Origin of the sequence: Citrobacter sp. Marseille-Q5395 (assembly GCF_947057495.1) — a bacterium.
Taxonomy (GTDB): Bacteria; Pseudomonadota; Gammaproteobacteria; order Enterobacterales; family Enterobacteriaceae; genus Citrobacter; species Citrobacter murliniae.
On sequence record NZ_CAMSEL010000005.1, the window covers coordinates 363861 to 389868 of the forward strand.

Here is a 26008-nt window from a genome sequence, read left to right on the forward strand (position 1 = left end):
GCTACTCAAAAAAGACGGTAATTTTATTAAACATTGAGGGATCGGACTGGTTACGTGCAACTTTCACAACATCTTCCAGCTTATCTATCTGGCTTATCATCTGTTCCAGACGCTGGTCGTCGTTGACCAATAGCCAGATACGACTCTGATCGCTGCCCTGAATCGGTAGACAGAGAATACCTTCCACGTTAAATGCCCGACGGGCGAACAGGCCGCAAACGTGGGTCATTACGCCGGGGTGGTTACGTACGGTGAGTTCCAGAATTACGTTGTCATGAGTCTGCTGTTGCATGGCTTATTCCCCCACCATTTCTGTGTTTGCCGCACCCGGCGGCACCATCGGGTACACTTTCTCTTCGGCGTCAATGCGCACGTGGATCAGTGCAGGTCCTGGACGATTGATAATCTCCTGCAGCGCCGCCTGTGGGTCTGCTTCGTTGTTCAAATCGCAGGTGTCGAGACCAAAACCGGCGGCAATCTGCATAAAGTTAATCATTCCAGGATAGGTAGCGGCAAAAACCCCCTGTTTGTAGAACAGGCTTTGTTGCTGATACACCAGCCCCAGCGCTTCGTTGTTCATCAGGATAATTTTAATATCCAGCTGATTTTCACTGGCGGTGGCCATTTCCTGAATATTCATCATCAGGCTGCCATCACCAGAGAAACACAGCACTTTTTTATCCGGATTCGCCAGTGCAGCACCAATTGCCGCTGGCAGTCCAAAGCCCATAGTCCCCAGGCCACCGGATGTCAGCCACTGACGCGGACGATTCAGTGGGTAAGCCTGCGCCGCCCACATCTGATGCTGACCCACATCGGTGGTGATTATCGCGCTGTCGTCCACACAGGCAGCAACGGCGTTAATCAGCCCGTAATGGGTGAGTGGGTCGCTTTCCTGCGGAATAGAGCAAGGGAATTCGCGCTGTAAATCGGCCACCATTTGATGCCACTCTTCACGCGGCTGCGCCTCAATCAGAGGGATCAGCTGCGCCAGCACCTCATCGACATCAGCCTGAATCGCCACGTGCGGTTGTTTAATTTTACCCAATTCGGCACGGTCGATATCCACATGAATAATTTTGGCATTCGGACAGAACTGTTCGGTTTTGCCAATCGCCCGGTCATCAAAACGTGCACCAAGAACAATCAACAAATCCGCTTCTTGCAGAATAAAGTTGGTACTGCGCGCACCGTGCATCCCCAGCATACCTAACGACAACGGATGCGCTTTTGGCAGCATGCCGAGCGCCATTAAGGTCATGGTGGTTGGCAACGTCGCTTTTTCTGCCAGCTCGCGCACCCGCGCAGGCGCATTGATGACGCCGCCCCCGAGGTATAACACAGGCCGCTTCGCCGCATTAATCATTGCTGCGGCATCACGGATGCTGTCCGCGTTAAAAGTAGGCGTGGACATTTTTTCGGCCGGTTCAGGCATCTCGTCCAGCTCAATCGTTGCTGTTTGTATGTCCTTAGGAATGTCTATCCACACCGGACCCGGTCGTCCTGACTGCGCAATGCGGAATGCATCGCTCATAACCTGCGGTAGTTCATTGATATGTCGGACCAGATAGTTGTGTTTAGTGATGGGGATAGAGATACCGTAGGTGTCGACTTCCTGAAAGGCGTCGGTACCGATCATTGAGGCCGGAACCTGCCCGGTGATACACACCAGCGGGATGGAATCCAGACGCGCATCGGCAATAGCGGTCACCAGGTTGGTTGCGCCTGGCCCACTACAGGCCATACACACAGCGGGTTTACCATCGGTTCTCGCCATTCCCTGGGCGATAAACCCCGCACCCTGCTCGTGGCGCGCCAGGATATGACGGATTTGCGTGCTTTGGCTTAAGGCGTCGTAGACGGGGAGAATCGAACCGCCAGGAATACCGGTGACCACCTTGATACCCTGGCGCTCCAGAAAATGAACGATAAATTCTGCGCCCGTAAAACGCGTACGTTTGGATGTTATGCCCGAACTTGCCATGCTCCAGTCCTTTTTATTCTGGGCCGACTTTACGCGTCGTATTTCAAGTTGCTGGTGCGTTGGCTGCTCGCGTTCCCCTCAGTCACGTACCGATGTACGCTCCTGGAGATTCGCTCACTTGCCGCCTTCCTGCAACCCGAATTACTTAGCGTATCCGGGGAGGTCTCTTAAACGAAAAACCCCGCCCGGTTTGCGCCGGCGGGGTTTTGGAATCGTGTGTTGTTCCGGACCCTACGGCGCATTGCCGACGACCACCACCACACGCACGACGACCGCTGCGCGAGATGGCGCAGTTTTTAGTAGGGTCGCAGTCAGCATGGAAGGGTTCATTAGGGACCTTGTCTGTTTGTTGGTTAACAGGATTCATACAAACACAGCTTTTTCGGCGTGACAATGGAAAATTTTTCATCTGCACAAAAATGCGTCAAAGATCACACTTCACTATATGTGACGCAAAAAACAAAAAACCCCGCCGGAGCGAGGTTTTTTCAGCGTTGTGCGGTTGGTGGCCGCAAAGCACACTGTGTTATGTCAACGGTAAAAGTATACGCGTTCCGCGAAGAACACGCAATTTCGGCACGAATTTTGATGTTTTTGAGTATGGCTTAACGATGGCAGAACGTCCATATAATACTGTTAATTTATACAGTATTTATCTATAATGTCACCGTACGCAATGTGTTATGCGGGGGCCGCATCGTAAACCGGCGCAACAAAGTCCTGGCTGAAACGGGTGGTGCCGTCAGCGCCTGAACCCCGTGTGAGCACACTGTGTTATGTCAACAAAGGTGCTGGTAACAGGCAGCGGCAAGGTACGCCAGCACCGTGCTCCTTGTACCAAAAGGAGAGCGTATGAGCCTCGTGGATATCGCTATTCTTATCCTCAAACTCATTGTTGCAGCACTGCAACTACTTGATGCCGTTCTGAAATACATTAAGTGATTCAGATTCAAGTCGCACCTAAGAGGAGCGGGAAACCGCTCCTCTTTCACTTCTCCCTGGTGCTTGCACCGCGCCAATATGTTACGTTTTTATGACATTCTCAGGGAAGAATACCGCCATGACCCTTTCTGTTTTCTGCATTTTGCTGTTTGCCGCGCTGCTTCATGCCAGCTGGAATGCCATTGTAAAAGCAGGAAACGACAAACTTTACTCAGCCATCAGCGTCAGTGGCTCGGCGGCTGTTATGGCGCTGGTATGTTTACCTTTTGCACCACATCCCTCTGTCGCCAGCCTGCCATATTTAGCGATCTCAACCGCGTTACAGGTGGTGTATACCGTACTGGTTGCTAAAACTTATCAGGTCTCGGATATGAGCCAGACCTATCCCTTAATGCGCGGCACAGCCCCACTGCTGGTCGCTATCATTAGCGTCCTGTTTCTCGGCGATAGCCTGTCGATGCTTGCGTGGGTAGGTATTGCTACGATCTGTCTGGCAATCCTCGGGATGGCATTTAACGGTCGCAGCAGTTCGCAGCGTGGAATTATCCTGGCATTAATCAATGCCTGCTTTATTGCCGGATATACACTGGTGGATGGCACCGGTGTGAGATTATCAGATACCGCGCTGGGCTATACGCTTTGGACGTTCTTTCTGAACGGCTCATGCCTGCTGAGCTGGGCGATGATTGCCCGACGCCGGGAAGCATCGCGCTATCTGGTACAACAGTGGAAAAAAGGGATTCTGGGCGGTATTGGCACCATGGGCTCTTACGGACTGGCGCTGTGGGCGATGACGCAGGCCCCGCTGGCGGTCGTCGCCGCGCTGCGCGAAACGTCTATTCTGTTTGGCGCCCTGCTCGCCTGGCTACTGCTTAAGGAAAAAGTCGCCGGAATACGTCTTATCGCCGCGGGGGGAATTGCTTTGGGGGCAATTTTATTGCGTTTATCCTGATTGCCGGATGCCGGCTACGCCTTACCTATCCTGTCATCGCCATCACCATTCATTCCGGCAACATTTATTGCCGCTTTTTGTTTACATTTCCTGCCGTTCACCTCCCGATCATTGCAGTTCTGAATATGGTCTTCTTTTTTTAATGTGGTAGATTCCACGCGCATTTACGGGAATTAGCAGCACCTTATTCTTATTTTTTCTATTTTTGAAAAGTAATCAGCGAAATGAAAAGGCATAGAAGCGTCAATTTGTTGTTGATGTTGGTACTACTGGTGGCGGTCGGACAAATGGCGCAAACCATTTATATCCCCGCGATTGCCGATATGGCGCGTGAACTGAACGTTCGTGAAGGGGCAGTGCAAAGCGTAATGGCCGCTTACCTGCTGACCTACGGCGTGTCACAGCTGTTTTACGGCCCTCTTTCTGACCGCGTAGGGCGTCGCCCGGTTATCCTCACTGGGATGTCCATTTTTATGCTGGCAACGCTGGTAGCCATTACAACCCACAGCCTGACGATACTGATTATCGCCAGCGCTATACAGGGAATGGGAACAGGGGTCGGCGGTGTAATGGCGCGAACTTTACCGCGAGATCTGTATGAAGGCACTCAGTTGCGTCATGCCAACAGCTTGTTAAATATGGGGATCCTCGTCAGCCCACTGTTGGCACCGCTGATTGGCGGCATGTTGGATACCCTGTGGAACTGGCGCGCCTGCTATATTTTCCTGTTGATTCTGTGCGCGGGCGTTACCTTTAGCATGGCACGCTGGATGCCTGAAACGCGACCTGCGGGTGCACCTCGCCCACGGCTTATCGCCAGCTACAAAACCTTGTTTGGCAACGGTGCATTCACTTGTTACGTGCTGATGCTGATTGGCGGTCTGGCGGGCGTTGCGGTCTTCGAAGCCTGCTCCGGGGTATTAATGGGCGCTGTTTTAGGCTTAAGCAGCATGGCGGTCAGTATTCTGTTTATTCTGCCTATTCCTGCGGCGTTTTTCGGCGCGTGGTTCGCCGGTCGCCCAAACAAGCGCTTCTCGACGCTGATGTGGCAGTCCGTTACCTGCTGTCTGGTAGCCGGGCTGATGATGTGGATCCCTGGCCTGTTTGACGTGATGAACGTCTGGACACTGCTGGTTCCCGCCGCATTGTTTTTCTTTGGTGCCGGAATGCTGTTCCCGCTGGCAACCAGCGGCGCAATGGAGCCTTTCCCGTTTCTGGCAGGTACAGCCGGAGCGCTGGTCGGCGGTTTACAAAACATTGGTTCCGGCGTGCTGGCATGGCTCTCCGCGATGCTGCCGCAAACCGGACAGGCCAGTCTTGGCCTGCTGATGACCCTTATGGGGCTACTGATTTTTGTGTGCTGGTTGCCGCTGGCATCACGTGTGTCTCATCAGGGGCAGGCGGTTTAAGCGAATGATGGCCCGGTTTATCGCCGGGCTTTTCACACTCCGGCATGATCATCATCTTCATTAACGGTTCCAGCGCCGGACGCCAGGCTCCTTCCTCGCCATCATAAAACTGTGTATTGGTATTGATGGCATAGGGAATTTTCGCTTTCTTCAATTCACATGCCATAAATCTGGCAAACGCGTACTGCGCAGCGGAAGGCGCGTTTTTGATCGTTTCACCGGGTGCCCAGCCACCGACCCAACTGACATGACCCGTTTTCTGCTGCCAGTGAATAGCACTGTTAATTCGGGCACGAATGGCAGCCTTTTCCGCCGTTGTACCCGATGTCCACGGGTATTTCCCGTTATTTTTTAGCAGCCCCCACGGAAAAATATGCCATTCAGCCAGAACGTAACTCTGACTTTGCGGCGGTAGCTTCAGGTTTGGTAAATCTTCCGGCGCGGCGCGCAGGCGTGGTGCGACAAAAATCATACGCTGCGGGTCGATGGCATGAATCATGCGAATCGTTTTGTCATACACCCGATTGAGGGATGCCTGATTATGATTTAATTTATCGGCAGGTTCATAGATCAGGTCAAAACCCAATAGCGGTGAGCTTTGACCAAAGTAATGCGCCACGGCTACCCACCAGTTAACGACCTCTTTTTCATTTCCGGTAGAAGGGTCTTTTTTGTACTCATCCGCCTGATAAGCAATTATCGGGATCACGCCATATTGCTCACAGGCTTCCACCAGCTTACGCAGATGGATAAGCCTGGCCTCTGTTGGCTCGCCCGCAACGCGAATCCGCACATGAGTTAGCCCCTGCGCCCGAAAATCCCGCACCACCAGCGGATCGAACTCACGGATCCCCCTTTCAGTGCGCGCCCAGTCGACGTCCATTCCTACTCCAAGCTGTTGCGCGTAGTGTTCAGCCGTTAACGGCGGTTCAGCCGCATACACAGCGGCACTGGACAGCAACATGAGAGAAATGAGCGGCTTTAACACGGTTGTCCTCAGGCATTAACCGGGAGTGATATCACGTATTTAGCACAATCTCTGGTATCAGGTGTAGAGCGAAAACGTAATAATTATCATCATACCTGTTCTTGCAGCCAGCCGATAAACGCCTCGATTTTTGGCCACTGTCTGCCTGGCAGCGTGGTGATGTAATAATGCTGGTGACATTTCAGCGCCATATCACCAAAAGGGGCGATCAGCTCACCGCTGTCGAGACGTTTTTGCACCAGCCTCTTTCTCCCCATTGCCACACCAATGTGGTTCATTGCCGCAATCACCGCTAAATCAGAACGATCAAAGCCAATACCAGACGATGTAGGCAAATTCACTGAAAAATGCTGCGCCCAACTGTGCCACTCATCGGTACCCGAGTCGTTGCTCCACGCCTGCCTGTCGTGCAGCAGCGTGCAATGTGGCAGGTTCACCAAAGACCCTGCCAGCTCATAGCGGCGAGCATAGTCCGGGCTGCATACCGGTACTATCGCTTCATCCATCAGAAAATGGTGAGTGAGTTGCGCGGAAGGTGCATCGTCAAAATAGATGGCCAGATCGATCCCGGCTCGTTGCAAATTGACGTTGTCATTTCCGGTCAATATCGTCAGTGAAATCGATGGATAGCGACGGGTAAAGTCACCGAGAGCCGGAACCAGCCAACACTGGGCAATGGAGGGGCGTGAATAAACGGTGAGCGTCCCTGACAGCTCCTGATTCTTGATATCGAGAATTTCCTGATTGAGTGTATCCAGCGATGATTTCAGCGCCCAGAACACTCGCTTACCTTCATGAGTGAGTTCCACTTTGCGATGTGAACGAACAAACAACTGGATGCCCAACTCCTCTTCGAGCTGATTAATACGATGGCTGACGGCACTCGGGCTTAACGACAGTTCGTCTGCCGCCAGCGCAAAAGACTGATGTCTGGCCGCCACCTCAAAGGTATAGAGTTTTGATAGCTGCCAGCCATTGAGCAGACGATTTCTGACATCACGCAGGGGATCCATATTTACCTCCGTCATCCTGAATTTTTAGCCGGAGTGTAAAAAAACGCGCTGAAAAAATCAGCACAAAGATGATTCAAAGTGAAGCATGTCGCATAAACCAGCCATAATAAGACCTAAATCACCCTTTTGATTCAATTTGGCTCATGTGAAAGGCCAATTTTATCGTTTGTCAGCCCATGCCGTTTTTTTGTCCAATGTAACCTATGTTAATCACAGGGCAAGGTGAGATATGCACTCTCAAATCTGGGTTGTGAGCACGCTGCTGATAAGCATCGTGTTGATCGTTTTGACCATCGTGAAGTTTAAATTCCATCCGTTTCTGGCGCTGCTGTTAGCCAGTTTCTTCGTGGGTACGATGATGGGCATGGGGCCGCTGGATATGGTCAATGCCATTGAGAGTGGCATCGGTGGCACACTGGGATTCCTCGCCGCGGTTATCGGTCTGGGAACCATTCTTGGTAAAATGATGGAGGTTTCTGGCGCAGCGGAACGCATCGGCCTGACGCTTCAACGCTGCCGCTGGCTTTCTGCTGACGTCATTATGGTGCTGGTTGGGCTGATTTGCGGTATTACGCTGTTTGTTGAAGTCGGCGTGGTGCTTCTGATTCCCCTGGCATTTTCAATTGCCAAAAAAACGAATACCTCATTACTGAAGCTGGCTATTCCGCTGTGTACTGCACTGATGGCGGTGCATTGTGTAGTACCGCCACACCCGGCAGCCTTGTTTGTGGCGAATAAACTGGGCGCGGATCTAGGTACTGTTATCGTTTATGGTTTACTTGTTGGACTGATGGCATCCCTGATTGGTGGGCCGCTGTACCTCAAATTCCTCGGTAACCGCCTGCCGTTTAAACCAGTACCAGCCGAGTTTTCCGACCTCAAAGTACGAGACGAAAACACGCTGCCATCACTGGGTGCAACGCTGTTTACCGTACTGTTGCCAATTGGTCTGATGCTGGTGAAAACAGTCGCTGAACTGAACATGGCGAAAGGCAGTACGGTATATACGCTGCTGGAGTTTATCGGTAATCCGATCACAGCAATGTTTATCGCCGTCTTCGTGGCCTATTACATTCTCGGCCTGCGCCAGCATATCGGCATGAGCACACTGCTGACCCATACTGAGAACGGGTTTGGCTCAATTGCTAACATTCTGCTGATTATCGGTGCCGGTGGCGCATTCAACGCTATCCTCAAAAGCAGCGGCCTGGCGGATACCCTGGCACTGATCCTCTCCAACATGCATATGCACCCGATTCTGCTGGCCTGGCTGGTGGCATTGATCCTGCATGCCGCAGTGGGTTCAGCTACGGTAGCGATGATGGGCGCAACGGCGATTGTTGCTCCGATGCTACCGCTCTACCCCAACGTCAGCCCGGAGATCATCACTATTGCCATCGGTTCTGGCGCAATTGGCTGCACAATCGTCACAGATTCTCTCTTCTGGCTGGTGAAGCAGTACTGCGGCGCTACCCTGAATGAGACGTTTAAATACTATACGACCGCGACATTTATCGCGTCGGTGATTGCACTAGCGTGCACATTCCTGCTTTCCTTTATCATCTAAGCGCAAAGAGACGTACTATGGAAAACATGCAAAAACTCATCGCCCAGTATCCTTTAGTGGAGGATCTGGTCGCACTCAAAGAAACGACCTGGTTTAACCCGGGCACCACCTCTCTTGCGGAAGGTTTACCCTACGTGGGTCTGACGGAGCACGATGTGCAGGATGCTCACGCCCGTCTGGCTCGTTTTGCACCGTATTTGGCGAAAGCATTCCCGGAAACCGCTGCAACCGGCGGCATCATCGAATCTGAGCTAGCCGCTATTCCTGCGATGCAAAAACGGCTGGAAAAAGAGTACGGCCAGAGTATTTGCGGCGAAATACTGCTGAAAAAAGACAGCCACCTGCCAATTTCCGGCTCGATTAAAGCCCGTGGCGGTATTTATGAAGTGCTGACTCACGCCGAAAAACTGGCGCTGGAAGCTGGTCTGCTAACCACCGACGATGATTACAGCATCCTGCTATCTCCTGAGTTCAAACAGTTTTTCAGCCAGTACAGCATCGCGGTAGGCTCAACCGGTAACCTGGGAATGTCGATCGGCATTATGAGCGCCTGCATTGGCTTTAAGGTAACTGTACATATGTCTGCTGACGCCCGTGCATGGAAAAAAGCCAAACTGCGCAGCCACGGAGTAACGGTAGTTGAGTACGAAGAAGATTACGGCGTGGCTGTTGAACAGGGTCGCAAGGCGGCAGAATCCGATCCCAACTGCTTCTTTATCGATGACGAAAACTCCCGCACATTGTTCCTGGGCTATGCGGTTGCCGGACAACGTCTGAAGGCACAGTTTGCACAGCAAGGTCGCGTGGTGGATGCCGAACATCCGTTATTTGTCTATCTACCGTGCGGTGTGGGCGGCGGACCTGGCGGCGTGGCGTTTGGCCTGAAATTAGCGTTCGGCGATAACGTGCACTGCTTCTTTGCTGAGCCAACCCATTCACCGTGCATGCTGCTGGGAGTTTACACCGGGTTGCACGATACGATTTCCGTTCAGGAGATTGGTATCGACAACCTGACCGCGGCAGATGGTCTGGCAGTCGGTCGCGCTTCGGGTTTTGTAGGCCGCGCAATGGAGCGTCTGCTTGATGGCCTGTACACTCTTGATGACCAGACTATGTACGATATGCTGGGCTGGCTGGCACAGGAGGAAGGTATTCGCCTGGAGCCTTCAGCTCTGGCGGGCATGGCCGGTCCTCAGCGCGTATGCAATTCTGCTGACTATCAGCAGATGCACGGACTCAGCGCAGAGCAGCTCAATAACGCCACCCATCTGGTCTGGGCCACCGGCGGCGGTATGGTGCCGGATGAAGAAATGGCGCAGTACCTCGCTAAAGGACGTTAAACGCCGTTGACCTTAACGCAGCATCGCCATCAGTTCCATCGGTGAGCGATGCTGTTTAAGCAAGTCGCGCATAACGCGCATATGCGGGGCGGTGTGGTCAAAGAACGCTCGATAACCTGCGCACAGTCCCCCCTTCCCATCATCACAATATGCCGGGCAATCGCCACGATAGAATTGCAGCAAGGAACATGACTGACAGCGCGTACTCAGCAGTGAAATCGTCTGTCGATCGGCTTGTCCCGTCCGACCACACCACCGATTCAGCGTGTTATCGAACAGTGGAATGGATATTCGAGTAATATCCTCACGAACCCAGATATCAAATACCGTATTTAAAAACCGTCCCCAGTCTTCTGAAGAAACAGATTCAGCTGTCAGGTTGCCTTTTTCATCACGTTCAACCAGGGGAATAAACTGCACAGAACGAACGCCGCCTTTCTGTAAGTTTCGATATAAATCAACAGGGTACTGACATTTCTGGTGATCCACCACCACCATCTTAATCCCCCCCTCACTAACATCCATGTCCTCACACCCCGTCATGCAAAATCCCCGATAAATACGATAAGTTGGCGAACGTGTGTTACAGCAAACAGTATTGCGAGAGATAACACCGCGAGAGAGATCATAAATTTGTCACGCACCGCACGAGATTCAGAAAAATCGTTATGTGCAACGTCCATCAGATTACGACTGCGGGTATAGCGCCAGAGAATTATCGCCACGATCGCCAGTACACCGAGAGAAACCCAGAAGAGAAATCCCACCTGATGCCAGTTATGCTTCAACGCCAGCGCCATTAATGCGCCGTAGCCAAGAAGAGTTCGAAGCCAGGCAAGCGATGTACGCTCCGGTTGCAGCCCGGGATCGGCAATACGCCGCGATTTACGGCTATCCGGCATACAATACCAGCCCCATCACAATCACCGCGACAAACATCAAAATCAGGCTGATTATCAAAAGGCTATGGGTGTACGGCAAGTCCTCTTTCAGACGCATTGCCTTTTCATTACGCAGCCAGCGCAAGTAACCATAAATCGCCAGACCGCCCGCAAACAAGCACAGCAGCAGAGCCAACAGTTCTCGAATGACCGGCGTGGCGAAATCCGGTGCCAGTTGGTCCAGGCCGACACCCGCGGCCAGAAACCCCAGCGCGGTACGGATCCACGCCAGAAAAGTACGCTCATTTGCCAGCGAGAAACGGTAATCTGGCGCTTCTCCGAGGAGGGAAATCTTCATCACAACTCCTTCAATGTTGTTATCTGGTCGTTATACCGGAACAGTAAAGGAGTATGAACCCGATTCTCAAACGTTAGGCTGCGTAATGTGATTCAGACAAAGGAAAGGCCTACAAAATAGATCTTGTAGGCCTGATAAGAGCAATATCTTCAGTGAGTTAAAAGACTTATCCCATTCCCCAGAAAATCACTGCCAGCAGCTGTGGAGTAATAATACGCAGGAACATCACCAGTGGATAAACCGTGGCATAAGAGAGCGCTGCCGCACCGCTGGTAGCATGGAGGTTGTTAGCAAACGCCAGCGCAGGTGGATCGGTCATGGAACCAGCCAACATTCCGCACAGCGTCAGGTAGTTCATTTTGGCAAAGATACGCGCCAGTATCCCGACGGTAATCAGCGGAATAGCGGTGATAAAGATGCCATAGCCAACCCAACTCAGACCATCTCCCTGCATCAACGTATCGACAAAATCACCACCTGACTTCAGGCCAACTACCGCCAGAAAGAGCACAATACCTAACTCACGCAGCGCCAGGTTGGCGCTCGGCGGCATAAACCAGTACAGCTTGCCGATGCTGCCAATACGTCCAAGTATCAGCGCCATAATTAGCGGACCACCGGCCAGCCCCAGCTTTAACGCCACCGGGAAGCCTGGGATAAACAACGGAATGGACCCCAACAAAACCCCAAGCCCGATGCCGATAAACACTGGCAACATCTGCACCTGTTGCAGTTTTTGCTGCGCGTTGCCCACGACATTGGCAACGGCATCGATGGACGAGGGGCGTCCAACCAGATTGAGAATATCCCCAAACTGCAAACTGGCATCACTGCTGGCGACCAACTCAACGCCCGCACGGTTCAGTCGAGAGATCACCACGTCGTAGCGCTCTTTAAAGTGCAGGTCACGGATCCGTTTACCAAGTACCTGCTCGTTAGTCACCACCACGCGCTCAACGCGCAAATCCGTTCCCCGCGTCGACAGAGAGGTATCCACTTCCTGCCCAATCACGACCTGCGCGTTGTGCAGGTCGGCAGGCTGCCCAACCAGATGTAACAAGTCGCCCAATTGGATAATCGTCCCCGGCGACGGCACCATCAACGTCTCTTCACGTTTCAGGCGTGAGCAGATGATTTTATCGCTATTCAGAATAGGCACATCCTGAATCGCCATATTGTTGAGGTTCGGGTTCTCAACACGAATGTTCATCGTCTGAATCAGCGCATGTCCGTTAGTAAGCGTTGATTCATGCTGCTTAGCCTCTGCCTCAACATTGACGCGAAAAATAAGACGCATCAGCCACATAGTGAGCAAGATACCGCAAATACCGAAAGGATAAGCCATGGCATAGCTCATCCCCATCTGATCTACGATATCAACAGGTGTACCCAAATCGCGCAGAATTTGCTGCCCCGCGCCCAGCGCCGGGGTATTGGTGACCGCACCGGAGAATATTCCCAGCACGACAGGAAGAGGAATGGCAAAAATCTTATGCAGAAGAGCGGTGACCAGCCCCCCCATAATGACGATCAGGACGGCGAAAAGATTCAGGCGTAAGCCCGAAACCCGCAGAGAAGCAAAGAAGCCCGGCCCCACCTGAATTCCGATGGTATACACAAACAGTATCAGGCCAAACTCCTGAATAAAATGCAGCATGTCACCGCTCAGAGTCATCCCTGCCTGATCGACAAAATGCCCGACAATGATACCGCCGAACAGCACGCCCCCGATGCCAAAACCAACGCCGCGTATTTTGATGTTGCCGATCCATAACCCGACAACCGCCACCAATGCCAGAACGCTGACCGTCAATGCTATATCACTCATTATCCTGTTCCCTGTGAATAACATCATTAAGTAAATGGATTCTGGCAGAGTACAGGCGCAAAGTATGGGTGGTAAAGCACAAAAAAAGCCCCGTCATTTATGGCGGGGCAAAGGCAAGGAGCTAATTAGCTATTTAATGCGGGACGTTCGCTAATGGCAATCCGCTGCGGCGGAATAGTTTCTGGCTCATTGCGAATTAAATCGATGTGCAGCAAGCCATTAGTGAAGCTTGCGCCGGAGACTTCCATATTTTCTGCCAGAGTAAAACTCAGGCTAAAGGACTGAGTTACCAGCCCCTGGTGCAGCCATTTGGTCTCTTTATCCGGCTGCTGCGGCGTGCCTTTCACGGTCAGGCGAGTGCCTTCCAGTTGAATATCCAGATCTTCCTGGCGGAAACCAGCTAACGCAAGGGTAATGCGGTAGTGGTTATCATCGCTCTTTTCGATGTTATAGGGTGGGAAGCTCTGGCTTTCACCGCTGTTTTGCAAAGCGTTGGCCAGTTTGTCAAAACCAATCCATTGACGCAGCAGTGGGGATAAGTCGTAATTACGCATAGTCATTTCTCCTTCTAAGAAGCGAGTAAGTACCTGCGAATCCAAGGATTCGCATATGCTCCCTGACGGCGAGCATGGGATAGCAGGCCGCCTGACGCGGCCCAACAGAATTAGTTGATTTCGATACGGCGCGGTTTGTTCGCTTCCGGGATCACGCGCTCAAGCTCGATATACAGCAGACCGTTCACCAGGTTTGCACCACGAACATGAATGTTCTCAGCCAACTGGAACTTGCGTTCAAAGTTGCGCTCGGCAATACCCTGATACAGGTAAGTACGTTCTTTTTGCTCGTCCGCATGAGCGCCTTTTACCACCAGCAAATTATCCTGGGCGGTAATCTCCAGCTCGCTTTCAGCAAAGCCCGCAACGGCAATCGCAATGCGATAATGGTTTTCGTCTACCAGCTCAACGTTATACGGAGGGTAGCCACCATTGCTCTGGCTCTGATTGCTTTCCAGAAGGTTAAACAGACGATCAAAACCAATTGCAGAACGGTACAGTGGGGATAAGTCAAAGTTACGCATAATCAATAGCTCCTGAAATCAGCGAGAATGTTAGACCTTCCATCATGGACAGGTCAGGTAGCCAGGACACCCATCAGGCGTGCCCTTCATGTGTCTACATCCTAAAAATGGGTCTTAATACAAACTTTTCAAGCGTATTCATCTGACTTTTTTTGCAGTTTGTTGTCTATTGCATACACTGGGTGGACAGTCGTTGTCGTTAGAGTGCGATAGCCGCCGTAGTGCGACATGATGGTGACGTTATTTTTCGCAATGGATCGCGATAACTCATCAGGCAAATACCGATGATTAACAGATGAATAAATGATGATAAAAAAAATGTTGTTAACAGTGATAATGTACAGCGCGATGGTCTTAGTGAGTGGCTGCTCCAGCGTAATGTCGCATACCGGGGGCAAAGAGGGGACCTATCCTGGCACTCGCGCCAGCGCTACGATGATAAGCGAAAGCGATACAAACCGGGGAACAAAGTCGCTGGCCATTCTGGATATGCCATTTACCGCTGTCCTGGATACGATACTACTCCCGTGGGATCTTTTCCGTTCAGATAACTCAGTCAGATCCCGCGTAGAAAGGAGTGAGGAGAGAACGCAAGTCACCAACTCCGTTATCCCCCCGGCGAGTATGCCCGCCCCTTAAGTTACCGCCCGGTTTCCGCCACCCATAGCTGACGGAAACCCTCGACATCCTCCATCCACGCGACCTGTTGACCATCAGGTGAGAACACGATCGCATCTGCGGAAGGTGGATTACCGTGACGCTCGGTTAAATAATCAATTTTTCCGGTCTGCGCATCACAGCAGACAATTCGGTTTTCCAGCACAAATCCCAGCCATTTTCCCGACGGATGCCAGTTGAACGCTGACTGAATATCCGTAGTACATCGCGTAAGCTGACGAGGTACACCGCCCTGTGGTGAGATCAGCCACAGCTGCACAACACCGCTATCATCACGCATCAGAAACGCAATTTCAGACGCCTTTGGATTACTGCGCACCCAATGGCGGGGCTGATTCACCAGCCCAGGAAAGGCGCGGTTATGTGTAAACGTCAGGCGACGCTGAGCCACACCAGATGGCGGTGCTGGCATTGTCGATTCAGTCCCTTCCAGAGGCGCATAACCTGGCTGTTTCCAGCCGCCTTCATTCCTCGGTGTATCAACGATGAACAGCTCCGGAACTTTCTCGCCATTTACAGACAACGTGTCACCAATAAACGCCAGCGTATGATTTCCCACCCAACCTTCTTCGTAGGCGCGGTTTATCTCATCGCTGCCCGGCCGTGGCGCAGGCGTAGTCTGGCTCACCAGTACGCACCAGTAGCTACCGCTGTACTCACGCGGGTGCTGTGCGGACACGTTCACCGGCCCATAAGGTGCAGCCACCCCGACGTTACGTAAATCCAGCGCCGGATCGCGTTCATGCAATACATGGTCGTTGTAGGTGAAGCTGACAAACTCTCCGTTCGGGCTGAAGACATGGACATGACTACCGCCGCGCAACGCTCCTGGCGTGTACGGCGAGGTAATATCCATAGCATCCAGATTAACCACCCCACGCGGTCCAGCAATCACGCCACGGCGATGATGGAAATCGTAACGCCAGTGTTCATCTGGATTCTCAGGTCCATGAATAAAAACATATTTTTCCGATTTTGGATGAACGGTCACTACGCCGACATGCGCCCCCTGCGTAGCGCGATAAACCACCTCAAGCTCGCCGGTATGAATATTAACGCGTTCAATCGTCTCACCGGTAAACGATGCGCCGGAAGGACGAACATCAAAAACCAGCCACTGGCTGTCCGGGGTCCAGGTGTTGATATTGGTAAGCTGATGATTACGCGGCGTAAAGGTGATTTGCTTCATGAAGAGCCCTGATACAAGACGATTTAAGCAATCATACTTCACAAGGACTTCACTTTCAGGCTTTAGCGTATCGCTATCTTAATTATTGCGGACAGAAAGATGGAACATTTTGACGTAGCGATTATCGGCTTAGGCCCGGCAGGTGCAACGCTGGCGCGACAGTTGAGCGGAAAAATGCGTGTGATTGCACTGGATAAAAAACGCCAGTGTGGAAATGAAGGATTTACCAAACCTTGCGGTGGTTTGCTTGCTCCTGATGCCCAGAGATCGTTTATCCGCGACGGAATTACGCTACCCGTTGATGTCATCGCCAACCCGCAGATTTTTAGTGTTAAAACGATCGATACAGCGGCATCACTAACGCGCAATTACCAGCGTAGCTACATCAACATTAACCGACATGCTTTTGATTTATGGCTGAAATCTCTTATTCCTGATGATGTGAGAATTTACCACGACAGCCTGTGTCGAAAAATCTGGCACGAGGACGGTAAATGGCATGTGATATTCCGCGCAGACGGTTGGGAACAGCAGATTACAGCCCGTTATCTGGTCGGTGCCGACGGAGCGAATTCACTGGTGCGCCGGCATCTCTACCCACAACATCAAATCCGTAAATATGTCGCCATTCAGCAGTGGTTTGCTGAACAACATCCCGTACCGTTTTACTCGTGTATTTTTGATAACGATGCTACGGACTGTTATTCCTGGAGTATCAGCAAAGACGGATTTTTTATCTTCGGTGGCGCATACCCAATGAAGGATGGCCAGGCACGCTTTGAAGCGCTGAAAACAAAGATGGAGACGTTCCATTTTCAGTTCGGTAAACCGGTAAAAAGCGAGAAATGCACGGTGCTGTTCCCATCACGCTGGTCGGACTTTGTTTGCGGTGAGAAAAACGCATTTCTGATTGGTGAAGCTGCCGGATTTATCAGCGCCAGCTCGCTGGAGGGAATTAGCTATGCGCTGGACAGCGCGGAGATCCTGAAATGCGTACTCCTGCAGGGAGCGCCAGATATCAATAACGCTTACCGCAAAGCCACCCGCAAACTGCGTATCAAGCTGTATGGCAAGATCCTTAAGAGTCGGGCATTAACATCAGCACAAGCACGTAAATGGATAATGCAAAGCGGCGTTGCACATATCCCGTCAGGTCAGGAAGAGCAGCCCACCGTGACACCCGGCGGGCTGATTGAAGAGCATTAACCTACGCGTTTCACATCACCAACCAGCAGGATGTATGACATCGCGCCAATCAGGGCAACAACGGAGATATAGACCAGCGCGGGCTGTAAATAAAAGTGGCTGACTTATTTCAGCGCAAACTTCTCAATGGCATACGCCACGCCGTCTTCAAGGTTGGATTTCGTCACGAAGTTGGCAATCTCTTTCACAGACGGAATGGCGTTGTCCATTGCAACACCCATACCTGCGTACTCGAGCATCGCGATGTCATTTTCCTGATCGCCTATCGCCATGACCTCTTCGGCTTTGATTCCCAGCGCATCCGCCAGTGATTTTACACCGGTGCCTTTATTGACACGTTTATCCAGAATTTCGAGGAAGTACGGCGCACTTTTCAGCACGGTATACTTCTCTTTCACTTCAGCCGGAATACGCGCTATCGCTTTATCGAGGATCTCTGGCTCGTCAATCATCATCACTTTCAGGAACTGGGTTGCCGGATCCATCTTCTCTGCTTCGCAGAACACCAGCGGAATGGTCGCGACAAAAGATTCATGCACCGTGTAGTAACTAATATCGCGGTTAGCCGTATAAAGCGTGTTGCGATCGAGTGCGTGGAAGTGTGAACCCACTTCACGAGACAGCTGTTCCAGGTAACGATAATCATCATAGCTCAGCGCCGTTTGTGCAACGGTACTGCCATCCCCCGCTTTCTGCACCAGCGCACCGTTGTAGGTAATGCAGTAGTCACCGGGTTGTTCCATGTGAAGTTCTTTCAGGTAGCTATGGACGCCGGCATACGGGCGACCCGTGGTCAGCACCACGTTTATACCACGCGCGCGCGCAGCGGCAATCGCCGTTTTGACCGCAGGTGAAATGGTGTGATCGGGCAGCAGAAGTGTGCCATCCATATCGATAGCAATAAGTTTGATAGCCATGAGTTCCCCGGATTAAATGAGTCCATCCTCATGCTAACGCGATTCCGCTCAAAAAACAGCAACGAAAAAGGGATAGGAAGAGGAACCAGGATTCCCCTTTTGTGGGCAAAAAAATACCCGGTTGCACAACACAACCGGGTAGATTCATCCAGGATAACGATTAGATATCGATGTTCGCCGCTTTCAGGGCGTTCTCTTCGATAAACGCACGACGCGGTTCAACGGCGTCACCCATCAACGTAGTGAACAACTGGTCAGCAGCAATCGCGTCTTTCACCGTCACGCGCAGCATGCGGCGGCTTTCCGGATCCATGGTGGTTTCCCACAGCTGTTCCGGGTTCATTTCACCCAGACCTTTATAACGCTGAATAGACAAACCACGACGGGACTCTTTCACCAGCCAATCCAGTGCCTGCTCGAAGCTGGCAACAGGCTGACGACGCTCACCACGTTCGATAAACGCATCGTCTTCGATCAGGCCGCGCAGTTTCTCACCCAACGTGCAAAGACGACGGTATTCACCACCAGTCACAAACTCATGCTCCAGCGGGTAATCGGTATCAACACCGTGAGTACGTACGCGGATCACCGGTTCGAACAGGTTCAGTTCAGCGTCCTTACGCACGATGCTATTCCAGGTGCTACCGTGCATTTCATTTTCATTCAGCACGTTAACCAGCTGAGAAACCCAGGCCGTTACTTTAGCTTCATCAGCCAGATCGGCTTCAGCCAGCGTCGGTTGGTACACCAGTTCCTTCAGCAATGAGCGAGGATAGCGACGCTCCATGCGACCAATCATTTTCTGCGTAGCATTGTACTCAGAGACCAGTTTTTCCAGTGCTTCACCTGCCAGCGCCGGAGCGTGGGCATTTGTATGCAACGTAGCACCATCAAGGGCGATAGAGATCTGGTATTGATCCATCGCTTCATCATCTTTGATGTACTGTTCCTGCTTCCCTTTCTTCACTTTGTACAGCGGCGGCTGGGCAATGTAGACGTGGCCACGCTCTACGATTTCCGGCATCTGACGATAGAAGAAGGTCAACAGCAGCGTACGGATGTGCGAGCCGTCGACGTCCGCATCGGTCATGATGATAATGCTGTGGTAGCGCAGTTTATCCGGGTTGTACTCGTCGCGACCGATGCCGCAACCGAGCGCAGTAATCAGCGTCGCCACTTCCTGAGAAGAGAGCATCTTGTCGAAGCGTGCCTTCTCAACGTTGAGGATTTTACCTTTCAGCGGCAGAATCGCCTGGTTCTTACGGTTACGCCCCTGCTTCGCAGAGCCGCCCGCGGAGTCCCCTTCCACCAGGTACAGTTCAGAGTGGGCCGGGTCACGCTCCTGACAGTCTGCCAGTTTGCCCGGCAGACCCGCTAAGTCCAGCGCGCCTTTACGGCGAGTCATTTCACGAGCACGACGTGCAGCTTCGCGCGCGCGCGCAGCGTCGATGATTTTGCCAACGACGATTTTCGCGTCCGACGGATTTTCCAGCAGGTATTCGCTCAGCAGTTCGTTCATCTGCTGTTCTACCGCTGATTTAACCTCGGAGGAGACCAGCTTGTCTTTGGTCTGCGAAGAGAATTTCGGATCCGGCACTTTTACGGAAACAACGGCAATCAAACCTTCACGGGCATCGTCACCAGTGGCACTGACTTTCGCTTTTTTGCTGTAGCCTTCTTTGTCCATGTAGGCGTTCAGAGTACGGGTCATCGCCGCACGGAAGCCTGCAAGGTGAGTACCGCCATCACGCTGCGGAATGTTGTTGGTGAAGCAGTAGATGTTTTCCTGGAAACCATCATTCCACTGCAGCGCAACTTCAACGCCGATACCGTCTTTTTCAGTAGAGAAGTAGAAGATATTCGGGTGGATCGGCGTTTTATTTTTGTTGAGGTATTCAACAAACGCCTTAATGCCGCCTTCGTAGTGGAAATGGTCTTCTTTGCCGTCGCGCTTATCACGCAGGCGGATGGATACGCCGGAGTTCAGGAATGACAGCTCGCGCAGGCGTTTCGCCAGAATATCGTATTCAAATTCAACGACATTGGTGAAAGTTTCATGGCTTGGCCAGAAACGTACCTGGGTACCCGTAGCTTCGGTCTCACCGGTTACCGCCAGCGGCGCTTGCGGCACGCCGTGCACGTAAGTTTGCTGATGCACTTTGCCTTCACGACGAATCACCAGCTCCAGTTTCTGCGACAGGGCGTTAACCACGGAAACACCTACGCCGTGCAGACCGCCGGACACTTTATAAGAGTTATCATCGAATTTACCGCCTGCGTGCAGAACGGTCATGATAACTTCTGCCGCCGAAACGCCCTCTTCAGGGTGAATCCCGGTTGGGATACCACGGCCATCATCGGTAACGGACACGGAGTTGTCAGCGTGAATCGTCACGACGATATCTTTACAGTGACCCGCGAGCGCTTCGTCGATAGCGTTATCTACCACCTCGAATACCATGTGGTGCAGACCGGTGCCGTCATCCGTGTCGCCGATATACATACCCGGGCGCTTACGCACCGCATCCAGTCCTTTCAGGACTTTGATACTGGAGGAGTCATAAGAATTCGACATCAACGTTTCTCGCTCATTTTATCTTGGGTTAATCCGTTATTTTACCCTTTTCCACGGTGAACATCTTCGAATTTTTGTCCGACATGTCCAGAACGTGTTCAGCGCTAATTGCGCTGACAAAGACCTGAGATTGCGTGGCTTTTAAGCGACTGGCAAGCAGTCCGCGACGCGCATCATCCAGTTCAGAGGCAAAATCATCTATCAGGTACAGGCAGCGCCGTCCGCTTTCACGGGTCAGGAACTCCCCTTGCGCCAGACGCAAGGCGCACATCAGCAGCTTTAACTGTCCACGAGACAACGTATCTTCCACCGGCGCACCGTCAGCGCGTATACGGAAATCCGCTTTATGCGGACCGTGCGCGGTGTAAGTCAACATGCGATCACGTTCAAAACTGCGTTCCAGCACCTCTGCGTAATCAGTCTCTTTCTCCCAGCCACGCTGGAAAGAGAAAGAGAGAGAGAACTCGGGAAGAAACTGCTGGCAGGTATCCGCCATATCCTGCGCGATACCGGCGCTGTACTCCGCGCGCCAGGTACTGATTTGTTCCGCCAGCGGGATCAGTTCTTTATCCCACGGACGTAGTTGCTCATAACGACTCACCTGGCGCAGCGCCGCATTGCGCTGCTTGAGCAGACGCTTAAGGTTGCTCCAGGCGGTGAAAAATCCGGCTTCATTGTGAAAGCACCCCCAGTCAAGGAATGCTCTCCTGTATTTGGGGCCGCCGTTGAGTAAAGTAAACCCCTCAGGCGTAATCAGCTGCATTGGCATCAGGTGTGCCAGTTCTGCAACCTTATGACCGTCGGTGCCGTCAATGCGCACTTTGCTGTCACCCAACTTATCTTTTGTCAGGCCAATCGACGTTTCACGCTCCGTACCCTGCAAACGCCCGTGTAATACAAACGACTCCTGCTCGTGACGAATGACACGACCAATCTGCAAACTGCGAAACGCCCGACCGTGGCCCAGCGTATAGATAGCTTCCAGCACGCTGGTTTTGCCGCTGCCGTTAGCTCCTACCAGGAAGTTAAAGCCAGGAGATAAAGCAAGATCCGCGCTTTCAATATTGCGGAAATCTTTAATGAGAAGGCGCGTTAGTGACATATCAGGGTTTCTTCAGGCCAGGGCGATCGGCGCAGCCAGCTTCAACGCGGCCTGCGCACAGCCCCTGGAGCGTACACGAAGTACGTGACAGGGGCGAGCACAGCCCAGGTTGAAAATGGCAAGTAAGATAGCCCGCTATTTTCCACTACAGTCTCATTGGCATAACAACATAGGCAGCCGACTGTGATGCGGCATCTTCAATCTGCACGCTGGAAACAGAATCAGTCAGCATAATACGGACGTTTTCGCACTTCAGTGCGTTCAGTACATCCAGCACGTAGCTAACATTGAAGCCGATTTCCATTTCAGTTCCTGGGTAGGTGACGTCGAGGATCTCTTCTGCTTCTTCCTGTTCCGGGTTGTTCGCCGTGATTTTGAGCTGATTCTCACTGACGTACAGACGCACGCCGCGGAACTTCTCATTAGAGAGGATCGCCGCACGGGCAAATGCCTGCTTGAGAATATCGCAGCCTGCTTCCAGGTGTTTGTCCGGGTTCTTCGGTAGCACGCGGCGATAATCCGGGAAACGACCGTCAACCAGCTTGGAAGTGAAAATAAAGTCACCGACGTGTGCTCGGATGTTGTTGCTGCCAATTTGCACTCGCAGCGGGTTGTCGCCGCCGTCAAGCATACGCATCAGCTCAATAACACCTTTACGCGGCACAATCACCGAATGGTTGGGCAGAGATTGTCCAACCGGCATAGAGCAGACTGCCAGACGGTGACCATCGGTCGCCACGGTACGCAACTCTTCACCTTCGGTTTCAAACAGCATGCCGTTTAAGTAATAGCGCACGTCCTGATGAGCCATTGAAAACTGCGTGGCCTCAATCAGGCGCTTCATTGTGGCCTGCGGTAGGGTGAATTCAACTTCGCTCTGCCAGTCATCCAGATTCGGAAAGTCGGCGGCAGGTAGCGTGGAAAGTGAGAAACGGCTGCGGCCAGAACGCACCAGCATGCGGTCGCCTTCCAGTTGAACGGCGATTTCAGCCCCTTCCGGCAGCCCACGACAAATGTCGAAAAATTTACGTGCCGGAACGGTAGTCGCACCTGGTTCATGAGGCTGAATCAGCGCAACGCGTGCCACCATTTCCATTTCAAGATCGGTACCGGTCAGAGAAAGCGTACCATCCGCAACCTGTAGCAACAGATTTCCGAGAATCGGCAGTGTAGGACGACCACCCAGCGGGCCGCTGACCTGCTGAAGCGGTTTTAATAAATGTTCACGTTCAACGGTAAATTTCATAGCGTCACGAAGATAATGTTCTGATTAAATTGGAGAAATCTTCTTTAATATCATGGCTTTCTTCACGCAACTGCTCAATCTTGCGGCAGGCATGAAGCACGGTAGTATGGTCACGCCCACCAAACGCGTCGCCAATTTCCGGCAGACTGTGGTTGGTGAGTTCTTTTGCCAGCGCCATCGCCATCTGACGCGGGCGAGCTACCGAGCGAGATCGACGCTTAGAAAGCAGATCCGCAATTTTGATTTTGTAGTACTCCGCCACCGTCTTTTGGATATTGTCGATGGTGACCAGTTTTTCCTGCAATGCCAGCAGATCGCGCAGCGCTTCACGCACAAAGTCGATAGTGATCGCCCGGCCGGTAAAGTTGGCGTTGGCAATCACTCGGTTCAGTGCGCCTTCCAGTTCACGCACGTTAGAGCGTAGACGCTTGGCAATAAAGAACGCCACCTCGCCCGGCAGACGAATGTCGTTTTCGTCCGCTTTCTTCATCAGGATCGCCACGCGCGTTTCCAGCTCTGGCGGTTCGATCGCGACAGTCAGTCCCCAGCCGAAGCGGGATTTCAGACGATCTTCAACACCGTTGATCTCTTTCGGATAGCGATCCGATGTCAGGATGATCTGCTGATTACCTTCCAGTAGGGCATTGAAGGTGTGGAAAAACTCTTCCTGAGATCGTTCTTTGTTGGCAAAGAATTGAATATCGTCAATCAGCAACGCATCAACAGAACGGTAGTAGCGTTTAAACTCTTCGATCGCATTGTTTTGCAGGGCCTTAACCATGTCCTGGACAAAACGCTCGGAGTGCATATACACCACTTTCGCATTCGGCTTGCGTGCCATGATCCCGTTACCGACGGCATGCAACAGGTGGGTTTTACCCAGGCCAGTACCGCCATACAGGAATAGAGGATTGTAGGCACCGCCAGGATTGTCCGCCACCTGACGTGCCGCCGCGCGCGCCAGTTGGTTAGATTTACCTTCAACGAAGTTATCAAACGTATGTTTGACGTTAACGTTAGAGCGATAGGTGTGTTCTGCCGGAGCGGGGACGTTATCCCAGCCCGGGCGCGCCGCCGGTGCGGCACGTTGCGGCTGTACTTGTTGCGCGACATACGCAGGCGCCACAACGTTATTAACCGGCGTCTTCAGCGTTTGCGTGACGGGTTTTGTACCGACTTCAAAACGCAGCTGCGGGGCATCCGCACCACAGAAGCTATTCAGTAATCCATTGATGTTGTTAAGGTATTTATCCCTTACCCAATCGAGCACAAAACGGTTTGGCGCATACAAAGCCAGCGTGTTATCGCTCAGTTCCGCCTGCAACGGGCGTATCCACATACTGAATTCTGTGGCTGGTAACTCATCCTGCAATCGGGCAAGACACTGCTGCCAAAGCGAAAGTGACACGGCGGACTCCACTCGAACAAAAGTCGATAAATGACAAAGGCTGAAACATTCATGATTGTTGGCGCACGTCGAAAAGACCCTGCAAGAGGGTGACGCACGAACCGCTGTCTGCGGTTATATGCCCGATCAGGATCCAATGAAACGATCAGGACCGCGGATCATAGCCTAAACTGCGCGAGAGATCTTCTGTTTCTCACAGATTCTTCCCGATTTATCCACAGGATGATCCAGAATCGGCTAAGTGTAAACGATCCTGGAGAAGTGCTGCAGGTTTTCGCGCGCATATTGAAAAAATTAATGAGCAAAGCGGCTTTTTTGCTTAAACGATCTAATAAAGATCCCGGGCGATCCTTGCGCTTTATCCGCCAGCCCGTATAATTCTTACCCCCAGCGAGTAACGGTCGCCTCACGGCGTCAACGCTGCCTGTTTTTTACGCGAAACCATGCGGAAAAAAGCGGGAAATAAGGAAAGAGAATTGACTCCGGAGTGTACAATTATTACAATCCGGCCTCTTTAATCACCCACACTGTGGCGTAAGTCGTTCGATATTCGTTCGGGTATACGCAAAAGTCAGTGAATTTATTCAAGTTTAGGTAGAAATCGCCATGAAACGCACTTTTCAACCGTCTGTACTGAAGCGCAACCGTTCTCACGGCTTCCGTGCTCGTATGGCTAATAAAAATGGTCGTCAGGTTCTGGCACGTCGTCGTGCTAAAGGCCGTTCTCGTCTGACCGTTTCTAAGTAATAAAAGCTAGCCCCTGAGTGGTTAAGCTCGCATTTCCCAGGGAGTTACGTTTGTTAACTCCCACTCATTTCACATTCGTCTTCCAGCAGCCACAACGGGCTGGCACGCCGCAAATCACCATCCTCGGCCGCCTGAATTCGCTGGGGCATCCCCGTATCGGTCTTACAGTCGCCAAGAAAAACGTTCGACGCGCACATGAACGCAATCGGATTAAACGTCTGACGCGTGAAAGTTTTCGTCTTCGTCAGCACGAACTTCCAGCGATGGATTTCGTGGTGGTGGCTAAAAAAGGGGTTGCTGACCTCGATAACCGTGCTCTCTCGGAAGCGTTGGAAAAATTATGGCGTCGCCATTGTCGCCTGGCTCGCGGGTCCTGATAGCCCTCATTCGGGTCTATCAACGCCTTATCAGTCCGCTGCTTGGGCCGCATTGCCGTTTCACTCCAACCTGTTCGAGCTACGGAATTGAGGCATTGCGCAGGTTTGGAGTGATAAAAGGCAGTTGGTTGACGGTGAAACGCGTATTAAAATGCCACCCTTTACACCCTGGTGGTGACGATCCCGTCCCGCCCGGACCATTTGATACCAGAGAACACTAACG

The 26008-nt window shown here is 52.1% G+C and carries 28 protein-coding genes, 1 pseudogene and 1 other annotated feature; of the genes and pseudogenes, 11 read left to right on the forward strand and 18 right to left on the reverse strand.

Going from position 1 to position 26008, the window contains the following annotated elements:
- Position 1: 1 nt before the first annotated feature.
- The 3 genes from ilvN to ivbL all read right to left on the reverse strand — a co-directional run bounded on the left by ilvN (position 2) and on the right by ivbL (position 2314).
- On the reverse strand, positions 2-292 hold the full coding sequence (gene ilvN, locus OH663_RS07905) for an acetolactate synthase small subunit (protein ID WP_045448917.1): 291 nt from the start codon (positions 290-292) through the stop codon (positions 2-4).
- Positions 293-295: 3 nt separating this feature from the next.
- Positions 296-1984 (reverse strand): acetolactate synthase large subunit, encoded by a 1689-nt coding sequence (gene ilvB / locus OH663_RS07910; protein WP_048223182.1) that lies wholly within the window; start codon positions 1982-1984, stop codon positions 296-298.
- Between the two features lie 231 nt (positions 1985-2215).
- Positions 2216-2314 (reverse strand): ilvB operon leader peptide IvbL, encoded by a 99-nt coding sequence (gene ivbL / locus OH663_RS07915; RefSeq protein WP_003827118.1) that lies wholly within the window; start codon positions 2312-2314, stop codon positions 2216-2218.
- 522 nt (positions 2315-2836) lie between these two features.
- Here ivbL and tisB point away from each other — a divergent pair.
- The 3 genes from tisB (at position 2837) to emrD (ending at position 5287) form a co-directional block, all read left to right on the forward strand.
- Entirely contained in the window at positions 2837-2926 is a 90-nt protein-coding gene (gene tisB / locus OH663_RS07920; RefSeq protein WP_003840643.1) for a type I toxin-antitoxin system toxin TisB, read from the forward strand.
- 118 nt (positions 2927-3044) lie between these two features.
- Positions 3045-3878 carry a DMT family transporter gene (locus OH663_RS07925; RefSeq protein ID WP_048223184.1) on the forward strand — a complete coding sequence of 278 codons (834 nt, stop codon included), beginning with the start codon at positions 3045-3047 and terminating at the stop codon, positions 3876-3878.
- Between the two features lie 224 nt (positions 3879-4102).
- Positions 4103-5287, forward strand: coding sequence for a multidrug efflux MFS transporter EmrD (gene emrD, locus OH663_RS07930; RefSeq protein WP_045448926.1), 1185 nt, complete (start codon positions 4103-4105; stop codon positions 5285-5287).
- Here emrD and OH663_RS07935 read toward each other — a convergent pair.
- Together OH663_RS07935 and dsdC are read right to left on the reverse strand one after the other, a co-directional pair.
- Complete coding sequence (locus OH663_RS07935) at positions 5214-6275, reverse strand: cellulase family glycosylhydrolase (RefSeq protein WP_200011136.1); 1062 nt, start codon at positions 6273-6275, stop codon at positions 5214-5216. The two genes, emrD and OH663_RS07935, sit on opposite strands and share 74 nt — an antisense overlap.
- Before the next feature lie 89 nt (positions 6276-6364).
- Positions 6365-7288 (reverse strand): DNA-binding transcriptional regulator DsdC, encoded by a 924-nt coding sequence (dsdC, locus tag OH663_RS07940; protein ID WP_045448930.1) that lies wholly within the window; start codon positions 7286-7288, stop codon positions 6365-6367.
- Between the two features lie 229 nt (positions 7289-7517).
- Between dsdC and dsdX the strand changes: the two genes are divergently transcribed.
- The gene (dsdX, locus tag OH663_RS07945; RefSeq protein WP_045448933.1) at positions 7518-8855 is read left to right on the forward strand and encodes a D-serine transporter DsdX; all 1338 of its coding nucleotides are present in this window, start codon (positions 7518-7520) and stop codon (positions 8853-8855) included.
- Between the two features lie 17 nt (positions 8856-8872).
- Complete coding sequence (dsdA, locus tag OH663_RS07950; protein ID WP_200011133.1) at positions 8873-10195, forward strand: D-serine ammonia-lyase; 1323 nt, start codon at positions 8873-8875, stop codon at positions 10193-10195.
- 12 nt (positions 10196-10207) lie between these two features.
- Here dsdA and OH663_RS07955 read toward each other — a convergent pair whose 3' ends face one another.
- From OH663_RS07955 to ibpA, 6 genes are all read right to left on the reverse strand, one after another.
- The gene (locus tag OH663_RS07955) at positions 10208-10738 is read right to left on the reverse strand and encodes a radical SAM protein (RefSeq protein WP_200011130.1); all 531 of its coding nucleotides are present in this window, start codon (positions 10736-10738) and stop codon (positions 10208-10210) included.
- On the reverse strand, positions 10735-11097 hold the full coding sequence (locus OH663_RS07960) for a DUF202 domain-containing protein (RefSeq protein WP_045448937.1): 363 nt from the start codon (positions 11095-11097) through the stop codon (positions 10735-10737). Before OH663_RS07960 ends, OH663_RS07955 begins: the two co-directional genes overlap by 4 nt.
- Positions 11087-11434 carry a YidH family protein gene (locus OH663_RS07965; RefSeq protein ID WP_045448938.1) on the reverse strand — a complete coding sequence of 116 codons (348 nt, stop codon included), beginning with the start codon at positions 11432-11434 and terminating at the stop codon, positions 11087-11089. The genes OH663_RS07960 and OH663_RS07965 overlap by 11 nt, the downstream gene beginning before the upstream one ends.
- Positions 11435-11600: 166 nt before the next feature.
- Complete coding sequence (locus OH663_RS07970; protein ID WP_045448941.1) at positions 11601-13262, reverse strand: putative transporter; 1662 nt, start codon at positions 13260-13262, stop codon at positions 11601-11603.
- Between the two features lie 125 nt (positions 13263-13387).
- Positions 13388-13816, reverse strand: coding sequence for a small heat shock chaperone IbpB (gene ibpB, locus OH663_RS07975; protein ID WP_045448943.1), 429 nt, complete (start codon positions 13814-13816; stop codon positions 13388-13390).
- A gap of 110 nt (positions 13817-13926) precedes the next feature.
- Positions 13927-14340 (reverse strand): small heat shock chaperone IbpA, encoded by a 414-nt coding sequence (gene ibpA, locus OH663_RS07980; RefSeq protein ID WP_045448945.1) that lies wholly within the window; start codon positions 14338-14340, stop codon positions 13927-13929.
- Positions 14334-14406 (reverse strand) — a sequence feature (ROSE (Repression Of Heat Shock gene Expression) occurs in the 5'-region of heat shock genes and acts as an RNA thermometer to modulate expression.). It overlaps the preceding gene by 7 nt.
- Before the next feature lie 240 nt (positions 14407-14646).
- On the opposite strand from ibpA, the gene OH663_RS07985 reads away from it, so the two are divergent.
- Positions 14647-14979, forward strand: coding sequence for a YceK/YidQ family lipoprotein (locus OH663_RS07985; protein ID WP_263525713.1), 333 nt, complete (start codon positions 14647-14649; stop codon positions 14977-14979).
- Between the two features lies 1 nt (position 14980).
- Here the strand turns inward: OH663_RS07985 and OH663_RS07990 are convergent, their stop codons facing one another.
- Positions 14981-16207 carry a YidR family protein gene (locus tag OH663_RS07990; protein WP_045448949.1) on the reverse strand — a complete coding sequence of 409 codons (1227 nt, stop codon included), beginning with the start codon at positions 16205-16207 and terminating at the stop codon, positions 14981-14983.
- A gap of 99 nt (positions 16208-16306) precedes the next feature.
- Between OH663_RS07990 and cbrA the strand changes: the two genes are divergently transcribed.
- Positions 16307-17413, forward strand: coding sequence for a colicin M resistance lipid reductase CbrA (gene cbrA, locus OH663_RS07995; protein ID WP_200011127.1), 1107 nt, complete (start codon positions 16307-16309; stop codon positions 17411-17413).
- On the opposite strand, the pseudogene OH663_RS08000 reads toward cbrA, so the two are convergent.
- From OH663_RS08000 to dnaA, 6 genes and pseudogenes are all read right to left on the reverse strand, one after another.
- Positions 17410-17496 (reverse strand): annotated as a pseudogene (locus OH663_RS08000) (hypothetical protein); the annotation flags it as partial. The gene cbrA and the pseudogene OH663_RS08000 sit on opposite strands and share 4 nt — an antisense overlap.
- A 21-nt stretch (positions 17497-17517) precedes the next feature.
- The gene (gene yidA, locus OH663_RS08005) at positions 17518-18330 is read right to left on the reverse strand and encodes a sugar-phosphatase (RefSeq protein ID WP_045448953.1); all 813 of its coding nucleotides are present in this window, start codon (positions 18328-18330) and stop codon (positions 17518-17520) included.
- Between the two features lie 160 nt (positions 18331-18490).
- Positions 18491-20905, reverse strand: a complete 2415-nt coding sequence (gene gyrB / locus OH663_RS08010) for a DNA topoisomerase (ATP-hydrolyzing) subunit B (protein WP_045448955.1) — start codon at positions 20903-20905, stop codon at positions 18491-18493.
- A 28-nt stretch (positions 20906-20933) separates the two neighbouring features.
- Complete coding sequence (recF, locus tag OH663_RS08015) at positions 20934-22007, reverse strand: DNA replication/repair protein RecF (protein WP_045448956.1); 1074 nt, start codon at positions 22005-22007, stop codon at positions 20934-20936.
- A gap of 145 nt (positions 22008-22152) precedes the next feature.
- Positions 22153-23253: a DNA polymerase III subunit beta gene (dnaN, locus tag OH663_RS08020; RefSeq protein ID WP_045448958.1), complete on the reverse strand. Its 1101-nt coding sequence runs from the start codon at positions 23251-23253 to the stop codon at positions 22153-22155.
- Between the two features lie 4 nt (positions 23254-23257).
- Complete coding sequence (dnaA, locus tag OH663_RS08025; protein ID WP_045448960.1) at positions 23258-24661, reverse strand: chromosomal replication initiator protein DnaA; 1404 nt, start codon at positions 24659-24661, stop codon at positions 23258-23260.
- A gap of 297 nt (positions 24662-24958) precedes the next feature.
- Between dnaA and OH663_RS26070 the strand changes: the two genes are divergently transcribed.
- The 4 genes from OH663_RS26070 (at position 24959) to yidD (ending at position 26006) form a co-directional block, all read left to right on the forward strand.
- Entirely contained in the window at positions 24959-25039 is an 81-nt protein-coding gene (locus OH663_RS26070; RefSeq protein ID WP_442854990.1) for a hypothetical protein, read from the forward strand.
- Between the two features lie 228 nt (positions 25040-25267).
- A complete protein-coding gene (rpmH, locus tag OH663_RS08030; RefSeq protein WP_003023858.1) occupies positions 25268-25408 on the forward strand; it encodes a 50S ribosomal protein L34 in 141 nt (46 codons plus the stop codon).
- Between the two features lie 17 nt (positions 25409-25425).
- Entirely contained in the window at positions 25426-25785 is a 360-nt protein-coding gene (rnpA, locus tag OH663_RS08035) for a ribonuclease P protein component (RefSeq protein WP_045448963.1), read from the forward strand.
- Positions 25749-26006: a membrane protein insertion efficiency factor YidD gene (gene yidD / locus OH663_RS08040; protein WP_003023846.1), complete on the forward strand. Its 258-nt coding sequence runs from the start codon at positions 25749-25751 to the stop codon at positions 26004-26006. Before rnpA ends, yidD begins: the two co-directional genes overlap by 37 nt.
- The last annotated feature ends 2 nt before the right edge of the window (positions 26007-26008 follow it).